The sequence below is a fragment of the Acinetobacter sp. ANC 4173 genome (assembly GCF_004331255.1).
In the GTDB taxonomy this organism is placed as follows: Bacteria; Pseudomonadota; Gammaproteobacteria; order Pseudomonadales; family Moraxellaceae; genus Acinetobacter.
In genome coordinates this window covers 110,894-126,857 of sequence record NZ_SJOF01000011.1, presented here as the reverse complement: position 1 = coordinate 126,857, position 15,964 = coordinate 110,894, and the positions used below count along the sequence as shown (strand labels likewise).

General features: G+C 42.0%; 15 protein-coding genes. 10 read left to right on the top strand and 5 right to left on the bottom strand.

All coding sequences use genetic code 11. The annotated features are described in order from the left end of the window. The 4 genes from nuoN to E0H94_RS13405 all read left to right on the top strand — a co-directional run bounded on the left by nuoN (position 1) and on the right by E0H94_RS13405 (position 3,496). Positions 1 to 1,494 carry an NADH-quinone oxidoreductase subunit NuoN gene (nuoN, locus tag E0H94_RS13420; RefSeq protein WP_131326985.1) on the top strand — a complete coding sequence of 498 codons (1,494 nt, stop codon included), beginning with the start codon at positions 1 to 3 and terminating at the stop codon, positions 1,492 to 1,494. Positions 1,495 to 1,616: 122 nt separating this feature from the next. Next, positions 1,617 to 2,252, top strand: a complete 636-nt coding sequence (upp, locus tag E0H94_RS13415; protein ID WP_131326984.1) for a uracil phosphoribosyltransferase — start codon at positions 1,617 to 1,619, stop codon at positions 2,250 to 2,252. An 80-nt stretch (positions 2,253 to 2,332) separates the two neighbouring features. After that, positions 2,333 to 2,626 (top strand): cold shock domain-containing protein, encoded by a 294-nt coding sequence (locus tag E0H94_RS13410; RefSeq protein WP_131326983.1) that lies wholly within the window; start codon positions 2,333 to 2,335, stop codon positions 2,624 to 2,626. Positions 2,627 to 2,728: 102 nt separating this feature from the next. Next, positions 2,729 to 3,496: a cold shock domain-containing protein gene (locus E0H94_RS13405; RefSeq protein ID WP_131326982.1), complete on the top strand. Its 768-nt coding sequence runs from the start codon at positions 2,729 to 2,731 to the stop codon at positions 3,494 to 3,496. A gap of 38 nt (positions 3,497 to 3,534) precedes the next feature. Here the strand turns inward: E0H94_RS13405 and gigC are convergent, their stop codons facing one another. Next, positions 3,535 to 4,413, bottom strand: coding sequence for a LysR family transcriptional regulator GigC (gigC, locus tag E0H94_RS13400; RefSeq protein WP_131326981.1), 879 nt, complete (start codon positions 4,411 to 4,413; stop codon positions 3,535 to 3,537). A gap of 85 nt (positions 4,414 to 4,498) precedes the next feature. On the opposite strand from gigC, the gene E0H94_RS13395 reads away from it, so the two are divergent. Continuing rightward, positions 4,499 to 5,260, top strand: coding sequence for a ferredoxin--NADP reductase (locus E0H94_RS13395; protein ID WP_131326980.1), 762 nt, complete (start codon positions 4,499 to 4,501; stop codon positions 5,258 to 5,260). 80 nt (positions 5,261 to 5,340) lie between these two features. Here E0H94_RS13395 and E0H94_RS13390 read toward each other — a convergent pair whose 3' ends face one another. Continuing rightward, positions 5,341 to 5,763 carry a hypothetical protein gene (locus E0H94_RS13390; RefSeq protein ID WP_131326979.1) on the bottom strand — a complete coding sequence of 141 codons (423 nt, stop codon included), beginning with the start codon at positions 5,761 to 5,763 and terminating at the stop codon, positions 5,341 to 5,343. A 249-nt stretch (positions 5,764 to 6,012) separates the two neighbouring features. Between E0H94_RS13390 and eat the strand changes: the two genes are divergently transcribed. From eat to E0H94_RS18505, 5 genes are all read left to right on the top strand, one after another. Further along, positions 6,013 to 7,458, top strand: coding sequence for an ethanolamine permease (eat, locus tag E0H94_RS13385; RefSeq protein WP_131326978.1), 1,446 nt, complete (start codon positions 6,013 to 6,015; stop codon positions 7,456 to 7,458). 19 nt (positions 7,459 to 7,477) lie between these two features. Continuing rightward, the gene (locus tag E0H94_RS13380) at positions 7,478 to 8,863 is read left to right on the top strand and encodes an ethanolamine ammonia-lyase subunit EutB (protein WP_131326977.1); all 1,386 of its coding nucleotides are present in this window, start codon (positions 7,478 to 7,480) and stop codon (positions 8,861 to 8,863) included. Between the two features lie 16 nt (positions 8,864 to 8,879). After that, entirely contained in the window at positions 8,880 to 9,695 is an 816-nt protein-coding gene (gene eutC / locus E0H94_RS13375) for an ethanolamine ammonia-lyase subunit EutC (protein ID WP_131326976.1), read from the top strand. 615 nt (positions 9,696 to 10,310) lie between these two features. Beyond that, positions 10,311 to 11,990, top strand: a complete 1,680-nt coding sequence (locus E0H94_RS13370; RefSeq protein ID WP_131326975.1) for a mechanosensitive ion channel — start codon at positions 10,311 to 10,313, stop codon at positions 11,988 to 11,990. Positions 11,991 to 12,413: 423 nt separating this feature from the next. Then, complete coding sequence (locus E0H94_RS18505; protein ID WP_165495612.1) at positions 12,414 to 12,566, top strand: hypothetical protein; 153 nt, start codon at positions 12,414 to 12,416, stop codon at positions 12,564 to 12,566. A gap of 21 nt (positions 12,567 to 12,587) precedes the next feature. Here E0H94_RS18505 and E0H94_RS13360 read toward each other — a convergent pair whose 3' ends face one another. The 3 genes from E0H94_RS13360 to E0H94_RS13350 form a co-directional block, all read right to left on the bottom strand. Continuing rightward, positions 12,588 to 13,787: an NAD(P)/FAD-dependent oxidoreductase gene (locus E0H94_RS13360; protein ID WP_131326973.1), complete on the bottom strand. Its 1,200-nt coding sequence runs from the start codon at positions 13,785 to 13,787 to the stop codon at positions 12,588 to 12,590. Between the two features lie 64 nt (positions 13,788 to 13,851). Then, positions 13,852 to 14,721, bottom strand: coding sequence for a 1-aminocyclopropane-1-carboxylate deaminase/D-cysteine desulfhydrase (locus E0H94_RS13355; RefSeq protein WP_131326972.1), 870 nt, complete (start codon positions 14,719 to 14,721; stop codon positions 13,852 to 13,854). Positions 14,722 to 14,784: 63 nt separating this feature from the next. Then, positions 14,785 to 15,945 (bottom strand): HlyD family secretion protein, encoded by a 1,161-nt coding sequence (locus tag E0H94_RS13350; RefSeq protein ID WP_131326971.1) that lies wholly within the window; start codon positions 15,943 to 15,945, stop codon positions 14,785 to 14,787. Positions 15,946 to 15,964 lie beyond the last annotated feature (19 nt).

Here is a 15,964-nt window from a genome sequence, read left to right as displayed (position 1 = left end):
ATGAACTTCACAATGTCTTTTTCTGAGCTTATGCCATTAGCTCCTGTAATGATCGTGGCATTGACCGCGGTCGTTGTGATGATCCTCACTTCGATTAAACGTAACCATAATTTAATCGCAACAGCTTCTGTGGTTGGCTTAAACCTTGCTGCGGCAAATATTTTATTCAACATGTTTGGTGGACAATTTGTACCATCAAACGTGATGGGTATGTTCATGGTGGATCCGTTCACCATGCTTTACCAATTGGTGATCTTAATTGCATCACTTGCATGCTGTACGTTGTCACATGCGTATATTGAATCTTATAAAGATAACCGTGAAGAACTGTATATCTTGATGCTGTGCTCGGTTGCGGGTGCAATGTTAATGGTGGCAAGCTCACACTATGCATCTTTCTTCATTAGCCTTGAGTTAATGTCGATTCCTGTCTACGGTATGTTGGCTTATACACATCAACGTGCAAACTCATTAGAAGCGGGTATTAAATACTTGGTTCTTTCTGCAACAGCTTCGGCAATGTTGCTGATGGGTATGGCATATATTTATGCTTACACAGGTTCATTGTCTTTCTATGAATCTTTCCAAGCATTAATACAAAATATTCGTCAACCAATGGTACTTCTTGGTTTAGCACTGATTATTTTTGCAGTGGGCTTTAAGCTTTCATTGGCACCATTCCACAAATGGACACCAGACGTTTATGCAGGAGCACCAGCTCCGATTGCAACCTTCCTTGCGACAGCAGCGAAAGTGGCGACGATTGGTCTATTTGTACGTTACTTGCTGACTTCAGGCGCAATTTTGGTTGAGTCTTTAGTTACGATCATTACCATTATTGCGGTGCTTTCGATTTTAGTGGGTAACTTCTTGGCAGTACGTCAAGTGAACCTGAAACGTATTCTGGGTTATTCATCGATTGCGCACTTTGGTTACTTGTTGATTGGTTTAATCAGCATGACCTATGCAAGCTTAGGCAACGTATCAGTTTACGTGATCACTTATGTGTTAACGACGATTGGTGCATTTGGTGCTGTGGCATTGATGTCTAGCCCATACAATAACGTAGATGAAGCAGAAAGCCTGGCAGATTACCGTGGTTTATTCTGGCGCCGTCCAGTATTAACAGCGACTTTAACTGTGATGATGTTATCTTTAGCGGGCATTCCGTTAACAGCTGGCTTCATTGGTAAGTTCTTGGTGGTGATGGCTGCTGTAACAACTCAACACTGGTTCTTGGCTGCAATGATTGTGGTAGGTTCGGGTATTGGTTTGTACTATTACCTCCGTGTGATGGTTGTGATGTATATGACTCCGCCAGAAACTCCACGTATTGACGCTGTAGATCACTGGGGTCAAAAAGTGGGTGGTATCATGGTATTACTCGCGGCACTTGCAGTATTGGTGATTGGTATTTATCCAGATCCAATTATCAAAATGGCCTTACAAGCTGAGATTTTATCTCCATTACATTTCATGTTAACGCATCAATAATTGAAAAAATTATCGTGTTAATCGAAAAGCCCCCACGAGTTGGGGGCTTTTTTTGTTATAAGATTTATAAAAAACATTTATAATAATACGAATAATGTTTTGATTTTTTTAGGTGTACTCCCGTGGCTATTCATGAAATTCGTCATCCTCTGATTCGACATAAACTTGGTTTATTGCGTCGCGCTGATATTAGTACAAAGAATTTTCGTGAATTGGCGCAGGAAGTGACGATGTTACTGACCTATGAAGCGACCAAAGACTTAGCTGTAGTTGATCATGAAATTGATGGCTGGGCAGGGAAAGTTACTACACAACGTATTGCGGGTAAGAAAATTACTGTAGTGCCAATTCTCCGTGCAGGTATTGGTATGCTGGATGGTTTCTTAAACCTTATTCCAAGTGCGAAAGTGTCTGTATTGGGTTTGGAGCGTGATGAAGAAACTTTAGAAGCACGTACTTACTATAAAAAATTGGTTCCAGATGTGCAGAACCGTATTGCCATGATTATTGATCCAATGTTGGCGACAGGTGCTTCGTTGGTGGCTGCAATTGACGTTTTAAAAGCCAGCGGTTGTAAAGACATACGTGTCATGGTGTTGGTTGCTGCACCAGAAGGCATAAAAAGGGTGGAAGATGCACATCCTGATGTGACCATTTTTACTGCTTCTGTTGATGACGGCTTAAATGCACAAGGCTATATCGTGCCAGGTCTAGGCGATGCTGGTGACAAAATTTTTGGTTCAGTACAAAAAGATTAATCTTGAGTCCCAGCAAAAAGGGGCTTTTATGGCCTCTTTTTTATATACTAAAACAAAGCGTGTACATATAGGATCTGTTTATGAAGGCCGAGCAATATCAAGGCAAAGTTAAGCAATATAATGCCGACAAAGGTTTTGGTTTTATTTCCTCATCTGAAGGTGATGTGTTTTTCCATATCTCGGATTTTCCTGCAGACTCAGGTGAGCCGAAACGCAATGAACGTGTGAAGTTTAATGTGGTTGAAAATGGCGATCGCTATAAAGCAATTAAGATTGAGCGTGTTGAAGATAATTCTGCTAAAGCCAAGAAATCGAAAGTATCAACTCATAATAAATCGATTACATCCACTTTACTGTCAAACTTTAGACGTTGATCACGAAGTAATAGGATTATTTCTTTTTGAATTTTAAAAAGAGGCTTTAGGGTCTCTTTTTTATTGATTAGAATAGAAAAAATAAAAAGTTTAGGGCGAATTATGTTTCTTGAAGGGAAGATCAAGCACTACAATTCTGCACGTGGTTTTGGTTTTATTCAGATTGAGGATGATCCTAAAGACATCTTTTTCCATATTAAAGATTTCCCAAGCTGGCACATTAAGCCCAATGAGGGAGAACAGCTCAAATTTCGTGTAATCGAGGAACAGGGGAAATTTAAGGCATCCGATATTGTGCGCTTAAATTTAAAGCCTGAAGATCAACCGCTTCTTGAGCAGCATAGTTTTAATTACAGATCAGTACCGCCTGCAGAGAAAATTGTTCTACCAAGAAAATCTGTATCACGTTTAAAATACATGGTTTTATTCGTTCTGATTGTCATTGCTGGATTAGGTTTTGTGGCATATCAAAAAGTGCAGGATCATCGCGTAGCCAAACAATTAAAAGCAGAACAACTCATTCAAAAACAAAAGCGAATTGTGGAGCAACAGCGAGAAGCATTGGGTAATTTACCTGATCGAATTCTCTCGGCTCAGGGACGTAAAAACTTAGATACAGTTGGATATGCAGTAAATACGCAACAGAGAAATACAAGTGCATCGCCCCAATTTGAAGCTTCAAAATTAGCCGTTGTAAAAAAAAGTGAGCCGATTGCTCATTTTAAATGTGATGGACGAACACACTGTAGTCAGATGCGATCTTATGATGAGGCCGTATTTTTCATAAGAAATTGCCCAAATACACAAATGGATGGCAATCACGATGGTGAGCCGTGTGAGAAGCAATTTAGAAGACAAATTCTGGAATAAAAAATGCTCCATTTGAGGAGCATTTTTACAATAGTAGATTAACCTTCACAGAACTTCATAAAGGCTTTTAAACCAGGTCCTTGATACTTTTGACGATGTACCAACATGAATAATGGTCGTGAGAGTTGCCAGAATGGTGTATTCAGTACAACTAAGTGTCCTTTTTCTTGTAACGGTTCAATCGCGAGTTTAGAAATACAGGACATGCCCAAACCACCCGCAACAATTTTAAGAATCGCTTCGTTATGTCCAAGAGTCAGGCGGATATTGGCATCTGGTAAGTCTTGTAAAATAGCATTATCAAAGACTTCACGCGTACCTGAGCCTTCTTCACGTAGAATCCATTCGACATTGTCAAAGTCGGCAGGACTGAGTTCGCGATTTAAGCGTGCAAGAGGATGGTTAGGTGCACAACACACCGCCAATTCATCATCACGCCAATGGATACATTGGAGTTGAGGTAAATGGCATGAACCTTCAATCAAAGCGAGATCTAATTGGAATTGATTCACTGCTTCAATCATTTGGCGCGTATTTCCAACCTGAAGTTGTAAATGTGCCTGAGGTTGAATTTGTAAAAAACTGGCCATGAGGTCAGGCATTAAGTAGTCGCTGATGGTTAAGGTTGCCCCTAAACGTAAATCGATACTTTGTAATTCACCTTTTGCTGCTTGTTCAAAAGCTTCACAGCGGCCTAAAATCTCAAGCGCTTGTGGCAATAGAAAACGACCTAAATCATTCAATTGCAGACGTTTGCCTAAACGGTCAAATAGCGGAGCCCCTAAACCATCTTCTAGATCTGCCAGTGCCATACTTGCAGCACTTTGAGTCAACTTCACCGCGTCGCTGGCTTTGGTCACGGTGCCTTCTTGAGCGACTGCTACAAAAACAGCCAATTGGCGTAAAGTCATGCGCATGAATGTAGCCTTAACATTTAAAAAATATTAATAAATTATGCTGTCATGCTAACATGAGCACAGTCTTTGATGCCACGTCGAAATCATGTCAATTGAAAAATTTAGCGTAGAAAAGGTTTTATCTGTACAGCGTTGGACCAATACTTTATTTAGTTTTACCATGACACGGCCTGCACATTTTAAGTTTAGCGCAGGACAATTTGCCCGCATTGGCTTAAAAGTGGGCGATGAACTGGTCGTACGTGCTTATTCAATTGTGTCCTCACCGTTTGATGAAACCTTAGAATTCTTTTCAATTGTGGTGCCAGATGGGGCATTTACGTCTAACTTGCAGCATTTACAAGTAGGCGATGAACTGTATTTAGAAAAAATCCCTTACGGATTTTTGACCTTGACCCGTTATCAGTTGCCATTACCACAGGATTTATGGCTATTGGCGACAGGCACGGGCTTGGCGCCTTTCGTTTCTATGCTGCAAGATTTCGACACGTGGAGCAAATATCAAAAGATTCATTTGGTTTACAGTGTTCGTACGGCTTCAGAGCTCGCCTATGGCGAACGCATTCAGCAAATTGCAGAAACTTTTGGTGAAGGGCATACAGGCTTTAAATTTGTGCCGATTATTACCCGTGATCCGCAAGCCATATTGCATGATCGTTTGCCGATATTGATTGAGAATGGTGCACTTGAACAAGCTGTTGGTTACCCATTTAATCCTGAGACCAGTCATGTGATGTTATGTGGTAATCCACAAATGGTAGAAGATACCAAAGAAGCGTTGAAAGCTCGTGGTTTAACAATGAATCGCCGTGGTGAGGGCAATATCGCGGTAGAAAATTATTGGTAAACCCCAATTTCATTGGTTATCAGCATTTTGAATGAACATTAAAAATCCTCCATTTAGGAGGATTTTTTTGTCGCTAAAACTTAGTGCACGAACATATCCATAAAATCGCGAATTTCATAAATGGCACTGTCTAAATCTGTGCTGAGCCATGTCGGTTCAAAAAAGCCTGCATAATATTCCAGACGGTCTTGTGGAACCACTAATCGTACAGGACATTCCTCTTCCACTAAACGCCAAGGCAGAATGGGAACTTCATTGTCCAAGAATGCGGCTATATTGCGAATATCAACAACCATGGCATTCACACATTCTGGAAAGGGCATGACTGAAAATTCTTCAGTGCGACGACGGAAATATTCTAAATCACCCCATTTCAGCACATAGCTAGGTTTGGTAAATTCAATAATACCAATCAGATGCTGATCACGTGTGTAGTGTAGTGAACATTGATGTGTGACGTCGGTGTCAAGATCAAGTGTGACACTTTGTTGACTATACGCCATAAAGATTAGGAGCATTGAAAATGAGGTGGATAATTATACTCTAATTTCACTTTAATGCGGCAGATTGGTTACATATTCTTTGAAGTGCTCTTAGCCTGTCACCAGCCTTGAAACTAAACGAAAAGGCTTTCTTTTTTGTGGTAAATAAGCTGCTGTTTTTATAAATAAATACAAACCAATTTGAACAAAAAGTCAAAATTGGTACGGCTTATGCATTGTTCTTTAGCATCAAGCAAATGCGAGGTGCTTATGCTAAATGTCAAAAGTGTAGTTGCTGACACTCATTCAGATCATCATTCCAATACAGAATATTTTGCTCAACGTAAACTCAAGCAAGGCGCTGTCGGATGGCTATTACTGATTGGGTTAGGCGTTGCCTATGTTATTTCTGGGGACTTCGCAGGCTGGAACTTTGGTTTGGCACAAGGTGGATGGGGTGGCATGTTTATTGCCACCATTGTTGTCGCGATCATGTATTTATGTATGTGCTTAGCCATGTCGGAAATGTCGACCATGTTACCCACCGCAGGAGGCGGTTATAGTTTTGCCCGTACGGCTTTTGGACCTTTGGCTGGCTATTTAACAGGAACCGCGATCTTGATTGAATACGCGATTGCACCTGCGGCAATTGCCGTGTTTATTGGTGCTTACTGTGAGTCCTTGTTCGGGATTGGCGGATGGTTTGTGTATTTAGTTTGCTATCTGTTTTTTATGGGGATTCATCTTAAAGGTGCAGGGGAAGCCTTAAAAATTATTTTTATGATTACTGCGGTCGCCTCAGTCGCTTTGTTGGTTTTTATTGCCGCCATGTTGCCACATTTTAACAGCCAGAATTTACTCAATATTCCTGTCAAAACTGATGCGGTTGGAGCCAGTGCATTTTTACCTTTGGGCTATTTAGGCATTTGGGCAGCGGTGCCTTATGCCATTTGGTTCTTTTTGGCGGTAGAAGGCGTGCCTTTGGCGGCAGAAGAAGCCAAAGAACCACATAAATCTTTACCGCGTGGCTTGATCGGTTCAATGCTGATTTTAGCTGTGTTTGCCTTAGCCATTTTATTTTTGGGTGCGGGTGCTGCAGGCGCTGATACTTTAAAAGAATCAGGTGCACCATTGGTGGATGCTTTAAAAGTGGTCTATGGTGAAAATACTTGGTTGGCAGGCTTTGTCAATTTTGTCGGATTAGCCGGTTTAGTTGCGAGTTTCTTCTCGATTATTTATGCCTATTCACGTCAGATTTTTGCTTTGTCGCGTGCAGGCTATTTACCTACAAAACTTTCCTTAACAAATAAAAACCATGCACCACATTTAGCCATTATTATTCCTGGCGTGATTGGGTTTATGCTGTCTTTATCACGCGAAGGTGATTTACTGATTTTGATGGCAGTCTTTGGTGCCACCATTTCTTATGTGCTAATGATGCTGGCGTACATCAAATTAAAAATTGCAAAACCCAATATGCCACGTCCTTACAAAGCGCCTGGTGGAATTGTCACCGCTTCGATTGCCTTGGTTTTAGCTGCTATCGCGACGGTTGCAGGTTTTGTGGTGGATCCAAAAGTGTGGTTTATGGCAGCCGCAATTTATGCGGTGTTTATTCTTTATTTCTTATTGTATAGCCGTCATCATTTGGTCGCAGGTACCCCAGAAGAAGAATTTGCCAATATTCAAGCAGCAGAACAAGAACTTAATACATAAGACATAAGGAGTTTGGGCCGTGATTTATCGGATTGATGTTGCGCATCAACATTATGTTTTTTCAGATTTAAAAATGCTGATGGCAAAGGCAACACCTGAGCGTTCTGGAGATCAGCTTGCAGGGATTGCCGCGCAGAATGCAACAGAGCGTGTAGCGGCACAAATGTGTTTGGCAGATGTCCCTTTAAAACAGTTCTTGAATGAAGCGTTGATTCCGTATGAGCAGGATGAAGTGACCCGACTAATTATGGATGAACATGATGCAGCGGCATTCTACCCAATTTCACACTTTACGGTGGGAGACTTGCGCAATTGGTTGTTGAGTGCAGATGCCACCACCGAAAAATTGACCGTGCTACAAGCGGGGTTAACGCCAGAAATGGTGGCCGCCGTCAGCAAGATTATGCGCAATCAGGATTTAATTTTGGTGGCAAAAAAATGCCGCGTGATTACCCAGTTTCGCAATACCATTGGCTTAGAAGGACATTTGTCCACACGGTTGCAACCGAATCATCCCACCGATGATGTTTTGGGTATTTCTGCCAGTATTTTGGATGGGCTGATGTATGGTAATGGTGATGCGGTGATTGGGATTAACCCCGCGACTGATAACTTGCAAAACCTATCTGAACTATTAAAGCTGCTGGATTACATTATTCACGAATATGACATTCCGACCCAATCTTGCGTGCTGACGCATGTAAGTTCAGGTATTCAACTTGCCAACAAAAACGTTCCGATTGATTTGATGTTTCAATCAATTGCAGGGACCGAGCAAGCCAATAGCGCCTTTGGGATTAATTTAGCTTTGCTCCAAGAAGGCTATGACGCTGCACTCAGCTTGAAGCGGGGAACCGTAGGGCAAAATGTGATGTACTTTGAAACAGGTCAAGGCAGCGCGCTGTCGAGTCAAACCCATCATGGGGTAGATCAACAAACCATAGAAGCCAGAGCTTATGCGGTGGCGCGTAAGTACAAGCCATTTTTAGTGAATACCGTGGTGGGTTTTATTGGCCCTGAATATTTGTATAACGGTAAGCAAATTATTCGTGCGGGCTTGGAAGATCACTTCTGCGGAAAATTGCTTGGCATCCCAATGGGCTGTGATATTTGCTATACCAATCATGCCGATGCAGATCAAGATGATATGGATGTTCTGCTCACTTTATTAGCCAATGCAGGCATTAACTTTATTATGGGCATTCCAGGTTCAGATGATGTGATGTTGAATTATCAAACCACATCGTTCCATGATGCTTTATACATTCGTCAACTTTTAGGACTCGCGCCAGCACCTGAATTTGCCTATTGGTTAGAGCAGCAGGGTATTCTAAAACAGCAATGTTCAAAGCTGGAATGGCCACAACACATGCCTGAAAAATTCTCACGTTTGCTGATGTCTTAGTTTGGGGGAGATAGGGATGAAGCTACATTATGATGTTCGATATCCACAGCAATTTGAACAAAACAGTTGGGAACAACTGAAACAGTTTACCGATGCCCGAATTGCCTTGGGCAGAACAGGAGGAAGTCTTCCGACTCGTCCTCTTTTAGAGTTTCAATTGGCCCATGCCCAAGCCAAGGATGCTGTACTAAAACCTCTGAATATCGCCGTGTTGAAGCAGCAATTTGCGCAGCAGAGTCTGACTTTTGTACACGTCAGTAGTTGTGCAGTTGATAAGGATACTTATTTGAAACGTCCAGATTTGGGGCGGGAACTTTCGGTGACTTCACGGCAAATGCTCACAGCAATGCAATCCGAGCAACAGCAATATGATGTATTAATTGTGGCAGGCGATGGCTTATCTGCACGTGCGATTGAAGATAATGCCGTTAGTTTTATCTCGAAAATGTTAGATGCGTGTGCCCAGCAAGGTTGGTCTGTGGCCCCTATCGTGGTCGCAACGGGAAGCCGGGTGGCTTTGGGGGATGAAATTGCCCAAATCTTACATGCGCAAATGTTGGTGATGCTCATAGGAGAGCGCCCAGGCTTGAGTTCTCCAGATAGCATGGGTATTTACTATACGTGGCAAGCTCAAAAAGGCTGTCATGATGCCATGCGTAATTGTATTTCTAATGTGCGCCCTGCTGGTTTGGACGAAGTGACAGCGGTACGACGCCTGATTGCCCTGATGTCGAAGTCAAAACAATTACAATTCTCTGGTGTGAATTTAAAAGATGAACATGAAATGGTGATTGAGCAGGGGCAGTCACAATTACTGCAAGGTATTTTCTAAAAGAACGACATTATGCTAAACCAAAATAAAAGCTAAGCTGTTCGTTCTCTAGAAAATTTACAAGCGCTCACGATCAAATAATGCTTTGTCACACAATTTCATACTTTTTGTTGTTAGTATAAAAATTCAACAAGGGATGGATTGAGTGAGGGGAACATGATACATGATTTCAATAAACCGCCTCATGTCGCGAGTGCTGAAGAAATAAGACAAAAAAAACGCTTACCAGTGTACATGCTAATCTTAGTCGGTATCTTTTTCTTGGCACTTGTGGTGTATATGCTTTCAAGCGGAACGCCAAGTTAAGAATGTGCAACGGGGAATGTCTTTGAAGCAATACGAGGAGACGGGGTTCGATGCAACGATTCAGGATGAATTTACTTGAGTTGAAACGAATAATTTAACTGAATGATGTCTATAAAACAAAAGCTCTAGCTTAATAAGCTAGAGCTTTTTTGCTATTGGAGTGTGCCCTTTTGTTGTAATTCTGCACATGATATTGATTAAAAAAAATACAAATTTTAAGGTAATGAAGTACCTCCATACTTTTATGAATACAACAATCAAGCTCCCAATGGAGTCAGTCATTAACAGAAATAAGAAGAGGGAATAGACATGAATGAGTTTTTTGAAGGGGGAATGAGAACCCCTGAAATGAATGGGATGTATTATTGGGATCAGTTGCATCCGATTTTGTCTGCTGTTGCTATTTTACTTATTGGTTGGGTGATTGCTTTAGTGATCGCCGCTGCGGTGAAAAAAGTATTATCTAAATTAGGCACCAATCAAAAGCTTTCTGGTGCAACGGGACATCGTTCCAATATTGAAAACATCGTGTCTAGAATTGTCTTCTGGATTGTGCTGCTGATAGCCATAATTGGTGCATTGAATGTTTTGAATCTGACCAGCGTCAGTGGTCCATTCAGTAATATGATTCAGCAGTTCTTGTTGTTTATTCCTCAGCTTTTGGCAGCGGTAGCAGTGGCTTTTATTGGTTGGATTTTTGCCAACTTGGTGAAAGTCGGATTGAAAAAATTACTGGATCGAACTCAGCTCGATGAAAAACTGAGTGAAGATGTGGGTGTCAGTCCAATCAGTCAAAATATCAGTGAGATTGTTTACTGGCTAATCCTGTTGTTATTCCTGCCGATTGTACTTTCGATTTTAGGTTTAAATGGTTTGCTGTTCCCAATTCAAAATATGTTGAATGAAGCCATTTCATATTTACCGAACTTGTTTATTGCGATTGTGATTGTATTTGTGGGCTATATTTTGGCAAAAATTGTTCGAGGCATTCTCGAAGGATTGATACAAGGTCTAGATTTACAGAAGCAAGCACAAAAAATCGGACTGTTTAAGAACTCAAATTTGGCTCATGTCCTAGGCTCATTTGTATTTGCAATTATTATTATTACTGCCTTAATTATCGCATTTGAAGCGTTAGGTATTGATTCAATTTCACAACCCGCAACGGCCATGTTGTATGAAATTATGAATGCAATTCCGCAAATTATTGCGGCTGGGCTAATTTTGATTATTGCCTATGTGGTTTCGCGGTTTGTGGCAAACTTGGTGGTGGACGTCGTTTCTGGGACAGGTGTTGATGACATTCCTGCCAAACTCGACTTACAGCGCTTTTTAGGCACCACGAAAATTTCATGCGTGGTGGGTTATTTCATTGTATTTTTTACCATGTTGTTTGCAGTATCAGAAGCAGCCAATCGCTTGGGTTTAGAGCAAGTCAGCCTACTGATTTCCATGTTTATTCAGTTTGGTGCCAATATTCTATTAGGTGCAGTTATTTTAGTGATTGGATTTTGGTTGGCAAACTTGGTGGCAAATATTGTGCAACGTGGCGAATATCAGAGTTCGCTTTGGTTAGCCAATTTAGTCCGTGTGCTCATTATGGGATTAGTCATTGCTATGGGTCTAAGGGCGATGGGAATTGCTGATTCGATTGTGAACTTGGCTTTTGGTTTAACCTTAGGGGCTGTCGCTGTGGCATTTGCACTCGCCTTTGGCCTCGGTGGACGTCAACCTGCGGAACGTATTTTGACTGAATTGATTGATTGTGCGAAAAAGCAGGCGAAGCAACCTAACCCACAACCCAAAACATCAAGTTCTACGGTATCTGCACCCGTGACGAAACACACCCCTGTAACACCGCATAATGATTCGGTTGTCCCAGATGATCTACTGGTCGACCCTGAGCATAAGCCTTTAAATAACCCATACGGTTCTACAGGCGAAGCTGAAGAGGGTGTTGATATTCAGCCAAAGGATGATCCGAAATAACGTGTTGAATTTTGTCGAGATCGATCATGCTTAGGCAGGTCGATCTTATACATGAGGAAAAATGATGAAGAATAAGGCACCAAATAAGATCATTGCCCCAATCATCATAACAGGCATTACCGTTAGATTTTTTGTGAGGGCGTATAAATTTATATGTGCAAAACCGAAGACCGTTGTAACAACGCAGATCTGGGCTGAAACACTATCTAATGCTGCAACTGCGGGGAGTGATGCTGAAGAATCCACGGAAAAAATAATACAAAAGTCTATAGTGTAGAATGCAATTTAATTTGGTATGTTTAATGCATGTGAAATATGGATATTTCATAAATTAGAAATACTTACATGCCTATACTTTGAAATATGAATTGATGAATATTTCACAATTTATTTTGATAAATTGTACTTACACAAGGAAAACGAATGATGAAAATATTAAAAAAAGCATTGATGACGCGACGTACTGGGACTGAACAGAGCCATGTGCAAATTGCCATTACGAAAATGGATGTAGCACTTGCTCGTCAGCAGAAGCAAAAGCAGTGCGTACTGCTACGCACGGATTATTTAGAATAATTTATCGTTTAAGCAGATGGCTTAGACATATTCTGATGCGGCATGTGCAGATGACCATGCCCATTGGAAGTTAAAACCACCCAAATGTCCTGTCACATCTAATATTTCACCAACAAAATATAAGCCTTTTTGCTTTTTACTTTCCATGGTTTTTGATGAAACCTCAGTGGTGTCTACACCGCCCAAAGTGACCTCCGCGGTACGGTAGCCTTCGGTTCCTGATGGTTTGACTTCAAATGCATGTATGCGCGTTGCAATGTGCTCCAGTTTTTCATCCGACAGCTGACCAATCGCTGTTTCAGCCAGTTCAGGCCAAATCAGGTTTTGCAGTTCAACCACCACACTTTTAGGGAAATGCTCACCCAGTAAAGTACGCAGTAGGGCTTTAGGTTGACTGTGTTTCTTGGCTTTTAAATAGTCGTGTAAATCCACGCTTGGTAAGAAGTCAATTTTGAAGCTTTGCCCCACATCCCAATAATTCGACAGTTGTAAAGAACTTGGACCACTGAGTCCTCGGTGGGTAAATAAAAGAGCTTCGGTAAAAGCGTTTAAGTCATTCGATAAAGTCGCATCGACCGCGTTGCCACTTAAGCGTGTAGTCACTTCTTTAAAACTATCCGAGAAGGTAAAAGGCACCAAACCTGCGCGGGTCGGATAAACATGATGACCAAATTGTTTGGCAATCTCATAACCAATCCCTGAACCACCTAAGGTCGGAATCGATAAGCCACCCGATGCAATCACCACAGATTCTGCTTCAAAATAACCCAGTGTCGTGGCAATTTGAAAACCTTGCTCTTCTAGGGCGGTGATGGCTTTCACTTCACAGTTGGTTTTAATGTCCACCAAACCTGTTTTCTCACATTCGGCCAACAGCATGGCTAAAATTTCTTTGGCACCTTTTAGGGTGAACAGTTGACCATGTTTACGCTCTTCATATTCAATGCCGTACTCACAAACTAGGCCTATAAAATCCCAATTGGTATAGCGGGTCAGGGCTGAAATCACAAAGTGTGGATTATGTGAAATAAAGTTGCTTGGTTCGACATAGAGGTTGGTAAAGTTACATTTACCACCACCCGACATGAGAATTTTTTTACCGACTTTATTGGCTTTTTCTACCACCACCACTTTACGTCCGCGTTGAGCTGCCATATAGGCTGTCATTAAGCCAGATGCGCCTGCACCTAAAACTAAGACATCATATTGATTTGCGGACATGACACACTCACGGGAGAATAAAGCAGGGCATTATAGACCATCTTTTTTGCTTTTTCAGGACTATCTAAAGTGCGGTTAAACGACCTTGCAGCCCACCTGAATGAATCACCAAAATGCGATGATCTACTGGAAATGCAGCTTGTTGAATTAAATCGCTTAAACCCAACAGCATTTTGCCTGTATAAATCTGTTCCAGTGGAATGTCATATTGCTGCTCAAAGTCTTGAATAAATTGCAGTAGTTCAGACGTAGTTTTGGCGTAGCCCCCACAACAATATTGATCGGTGATTTGCCAATTCCGTTTTGGGGTGAGTTGCTCGACTTCTGTGCTCAAGAAATCACCTTTGAGCGCGGAGAAGCCCAGAACTTGCTGTTGTGAGTGACTGGCTTCAATTAACCCCGTGATCGTTCCTCCTGTACCTACTGCACAACAAATCAGGTCGTAATTTTGTCGATCTTCATCCGAGAGAATTTCTGTGCAGCCTTGAATGGCAAGGGGATTGGTTCCGCCTTCAGGAATCACATAATAGTCAGGGTAATCTTGATGTAACTGTGCTAAGTAGGCTGAGCTTTGCTTTTGTCGATAGGCTTCTCGCGTGACAAACTGCAACTGCATACCAAATTGTTGCGCCGTATGTAGAGTTGGGTTTAAGGATTTGTTGGCTAGCTCTTCACCTCGAATAATGCCTAAACTTTCAAATCCAAATAACTGCGCTGCATAGGCCGTCGCGGCAATATGATTGGAATAGGCACCGCCAAAAGTCAGCAGTTTTTTATAGCCTTGTTGCTGCGCTGCCAACAGGTTGTATTTCAGTTTAAAAAATTTATTGCCAGATATGTGTGGATGAACCAAGTCCAAACGTTTGATGCTGATATTAACCCCGCCAACGCTGATGCGCTGATAGGGAATGGACTGTGCAATCTGTTCAAACATAGGACTTTAATCAATCAGGTTGAGTGCTTAGTGTAAGTGAAAAGTGGTGGTTTTTTCACAGGATTAATCCTCTGCTGTATGCGTATCGACCGAACTAATCACGGACATGCCAGGGCGCAAGTTTTCAATGCCCGTTTGATTCGGATCAATCGCAATCCTTACCGCAATGCGTTGCACCACTTTGGTGAAATTACCCGTCGCATTATCGGCTTTGAGCACACTGAACTCTGAGCCAGCCGCAGGAGAAATTTGCTCGACATGGCCTGTAAATTTCTGATGATTGAGGGCATCCACCGTGAACCATGCTTTTTGTCCAATTTTCATGTTGGCAATTTGAGTCTCTTTAAAGTTAGCTGTGACCCAAGTTTGTTGTGGAATCAGATAGAGCAACTGTGTCCCTGCGGCCACATATTGTCCCACGCGTGGATTGACTTCACCCAATTGTCCATCCATAGGAGCGATAATACTGCTGTAATTTTTGGTGGTTTTGGCTTGATCCAGTTGAGCAGCGGCATTGGTCACTTGTGCTTTGAGTCCAGTTTCAGCCACTTGAGCGGTTTTGAGCGCTTCTTTTGCTACCAACACATTGGCCTGTGCTTGTTGCAGTAAAGCTAAATTATTTTGGGTATCGGCCACGGCTTTATCTTGTTCCGATTTAGACGCTGCGCCAGAGTCGCTCAACTGTTGATAGCGCTGCTGTTGTGCCAATGACAGTTGATAGGCTGCTCGCGCTTGTTCGACCTTGGCTTCTGCCGCAACAATATCGGCTTTACGCTGCGCAATATTTTGGCTTTGATTGGAGAGGTTATTTTGCGCCTGATCGACGCCTGCTTCGGCCTGTGTGACTTTTTGGTCATAGGTGGTGGCATCAATATGCATCAACACCTGTCCTTTTTTAACGTGATCAAAATCACTGACCAAGACATCTTTGACATAGCCGTTAATTTGCGAAGAAAGTACCGTGGTTTTGCCTTTGACATAGCTGTTGTCAGTGGACTCAACGGCACTGTCAAATGGCCCAATTTTCCATGCCCATAAAATGATGCCAATACCGATGATCAGTACTAAAAACATCAAAATCAAGGTACGTTTCGCTGTTGGAATTAATTTACTTGAAGGCGGCGTAATCGCTGTTGCTGCTGCCACGGGCTGTTCAGGCTGAGAGGCATTTTCAGTCGTTGCAGTTGTTTCAGCGGGAGTTATTGGTTTTTGATCTTCAGACATAACAATTTCTCAATAAATA

Excerpts from the sequence above, each read along its gene's own strand:
- nuoN (WP_131326985.1), top strand. The coding sequence starts at position 1 with ATGAACTTCACAATGTCTTTTTCTGAGCTTATGCCATTAGCTCCTGTA.
- E0H94_RS13360 (WP_131326973.1), bottom strand. The coding sequence starts at position 13,787 with ATGTCCGCAAATCAATATGATGTCTTAGTTTTAGGTGCAGGCGCATCT.
- eutC (WP_131326976.1), top strand. The coding sequence starts at position 8,880 with ATGAAGCTACATTATGATGTTCGATATCCACAGCAATTTGAACAAAAC.
- eat (WP_131326978.1), top strand. The coding sequence starts at position 6,013 with ATGCTAAATGTCAAAAGTGTAGTTGCTGACACTCATTCAGATCATCAT.
- E0H94_RS13405 (WP_131326982.1), top strand. The coding sequence starts at position 2,729 with ATGTTTCTTGAAGGGAAGATCAAGCACTACAATTCTGCACGTGGTTTT.
- E0H94_RS13350 (WP_131326971.1), bottom strand. The coding sequence starts at position 15,945 with ATGTCTGAAGATCAAAAACCAATAACTCCCGCTGAAACAACTGCAACG.
- E0H94_RS13370 (WP_131326975.1), top strand. The coding sequence starts at position 10,311 with ATGAATGAGTTTTTTGAAGGGGGAATGAGAACCCCTGAAATGAATGGG.
- E0H94_RS13390 (WP_131326979.1), bottom strand. The coding sequence starts at position 5,763 with ATGGCGTATAGTCAACAAAGTGTCACACTTGATCTTGACACCGACGTC.
- E0H94_RS18505 (WP_165495612.1), top strand. The coding sequence starts at position 12,414 with ATGATGAAAATATTAAAAAAAGCATTGATGACGCGACGTACTGGGACT.
- E0H94_RS13395 (WP_131326980.1), top strand. The coding sequence starts at position 4,499 with ATGTCAATTGAAAAATTTAGCGTAGAAAAGGTTTTATCTGTACAGCGT.
- E0H94_RS13410 (WP_131326983.1), top strand. The coding sequence starts at position 2,333 with ATGAAGGCCGAGCAATATCAAGGCAAAGTTAAGCAATATAATGCCGAC.
- E0H94_RS13355 (WP_131326972.1), bottom strand. The coding sequence starts at position 14,721 with ATGTTTGAACAGATTGCACAGTCCATTCCCTATCAGCGCATCAGCGTT.
- gigC (WP_131326981.1), bottom strand. The coding sequence starts at position 4,413 with ATGCGCATGACTTTACGCCAATTGGCTGTTTTTGTAGCAGTCGCTCAA.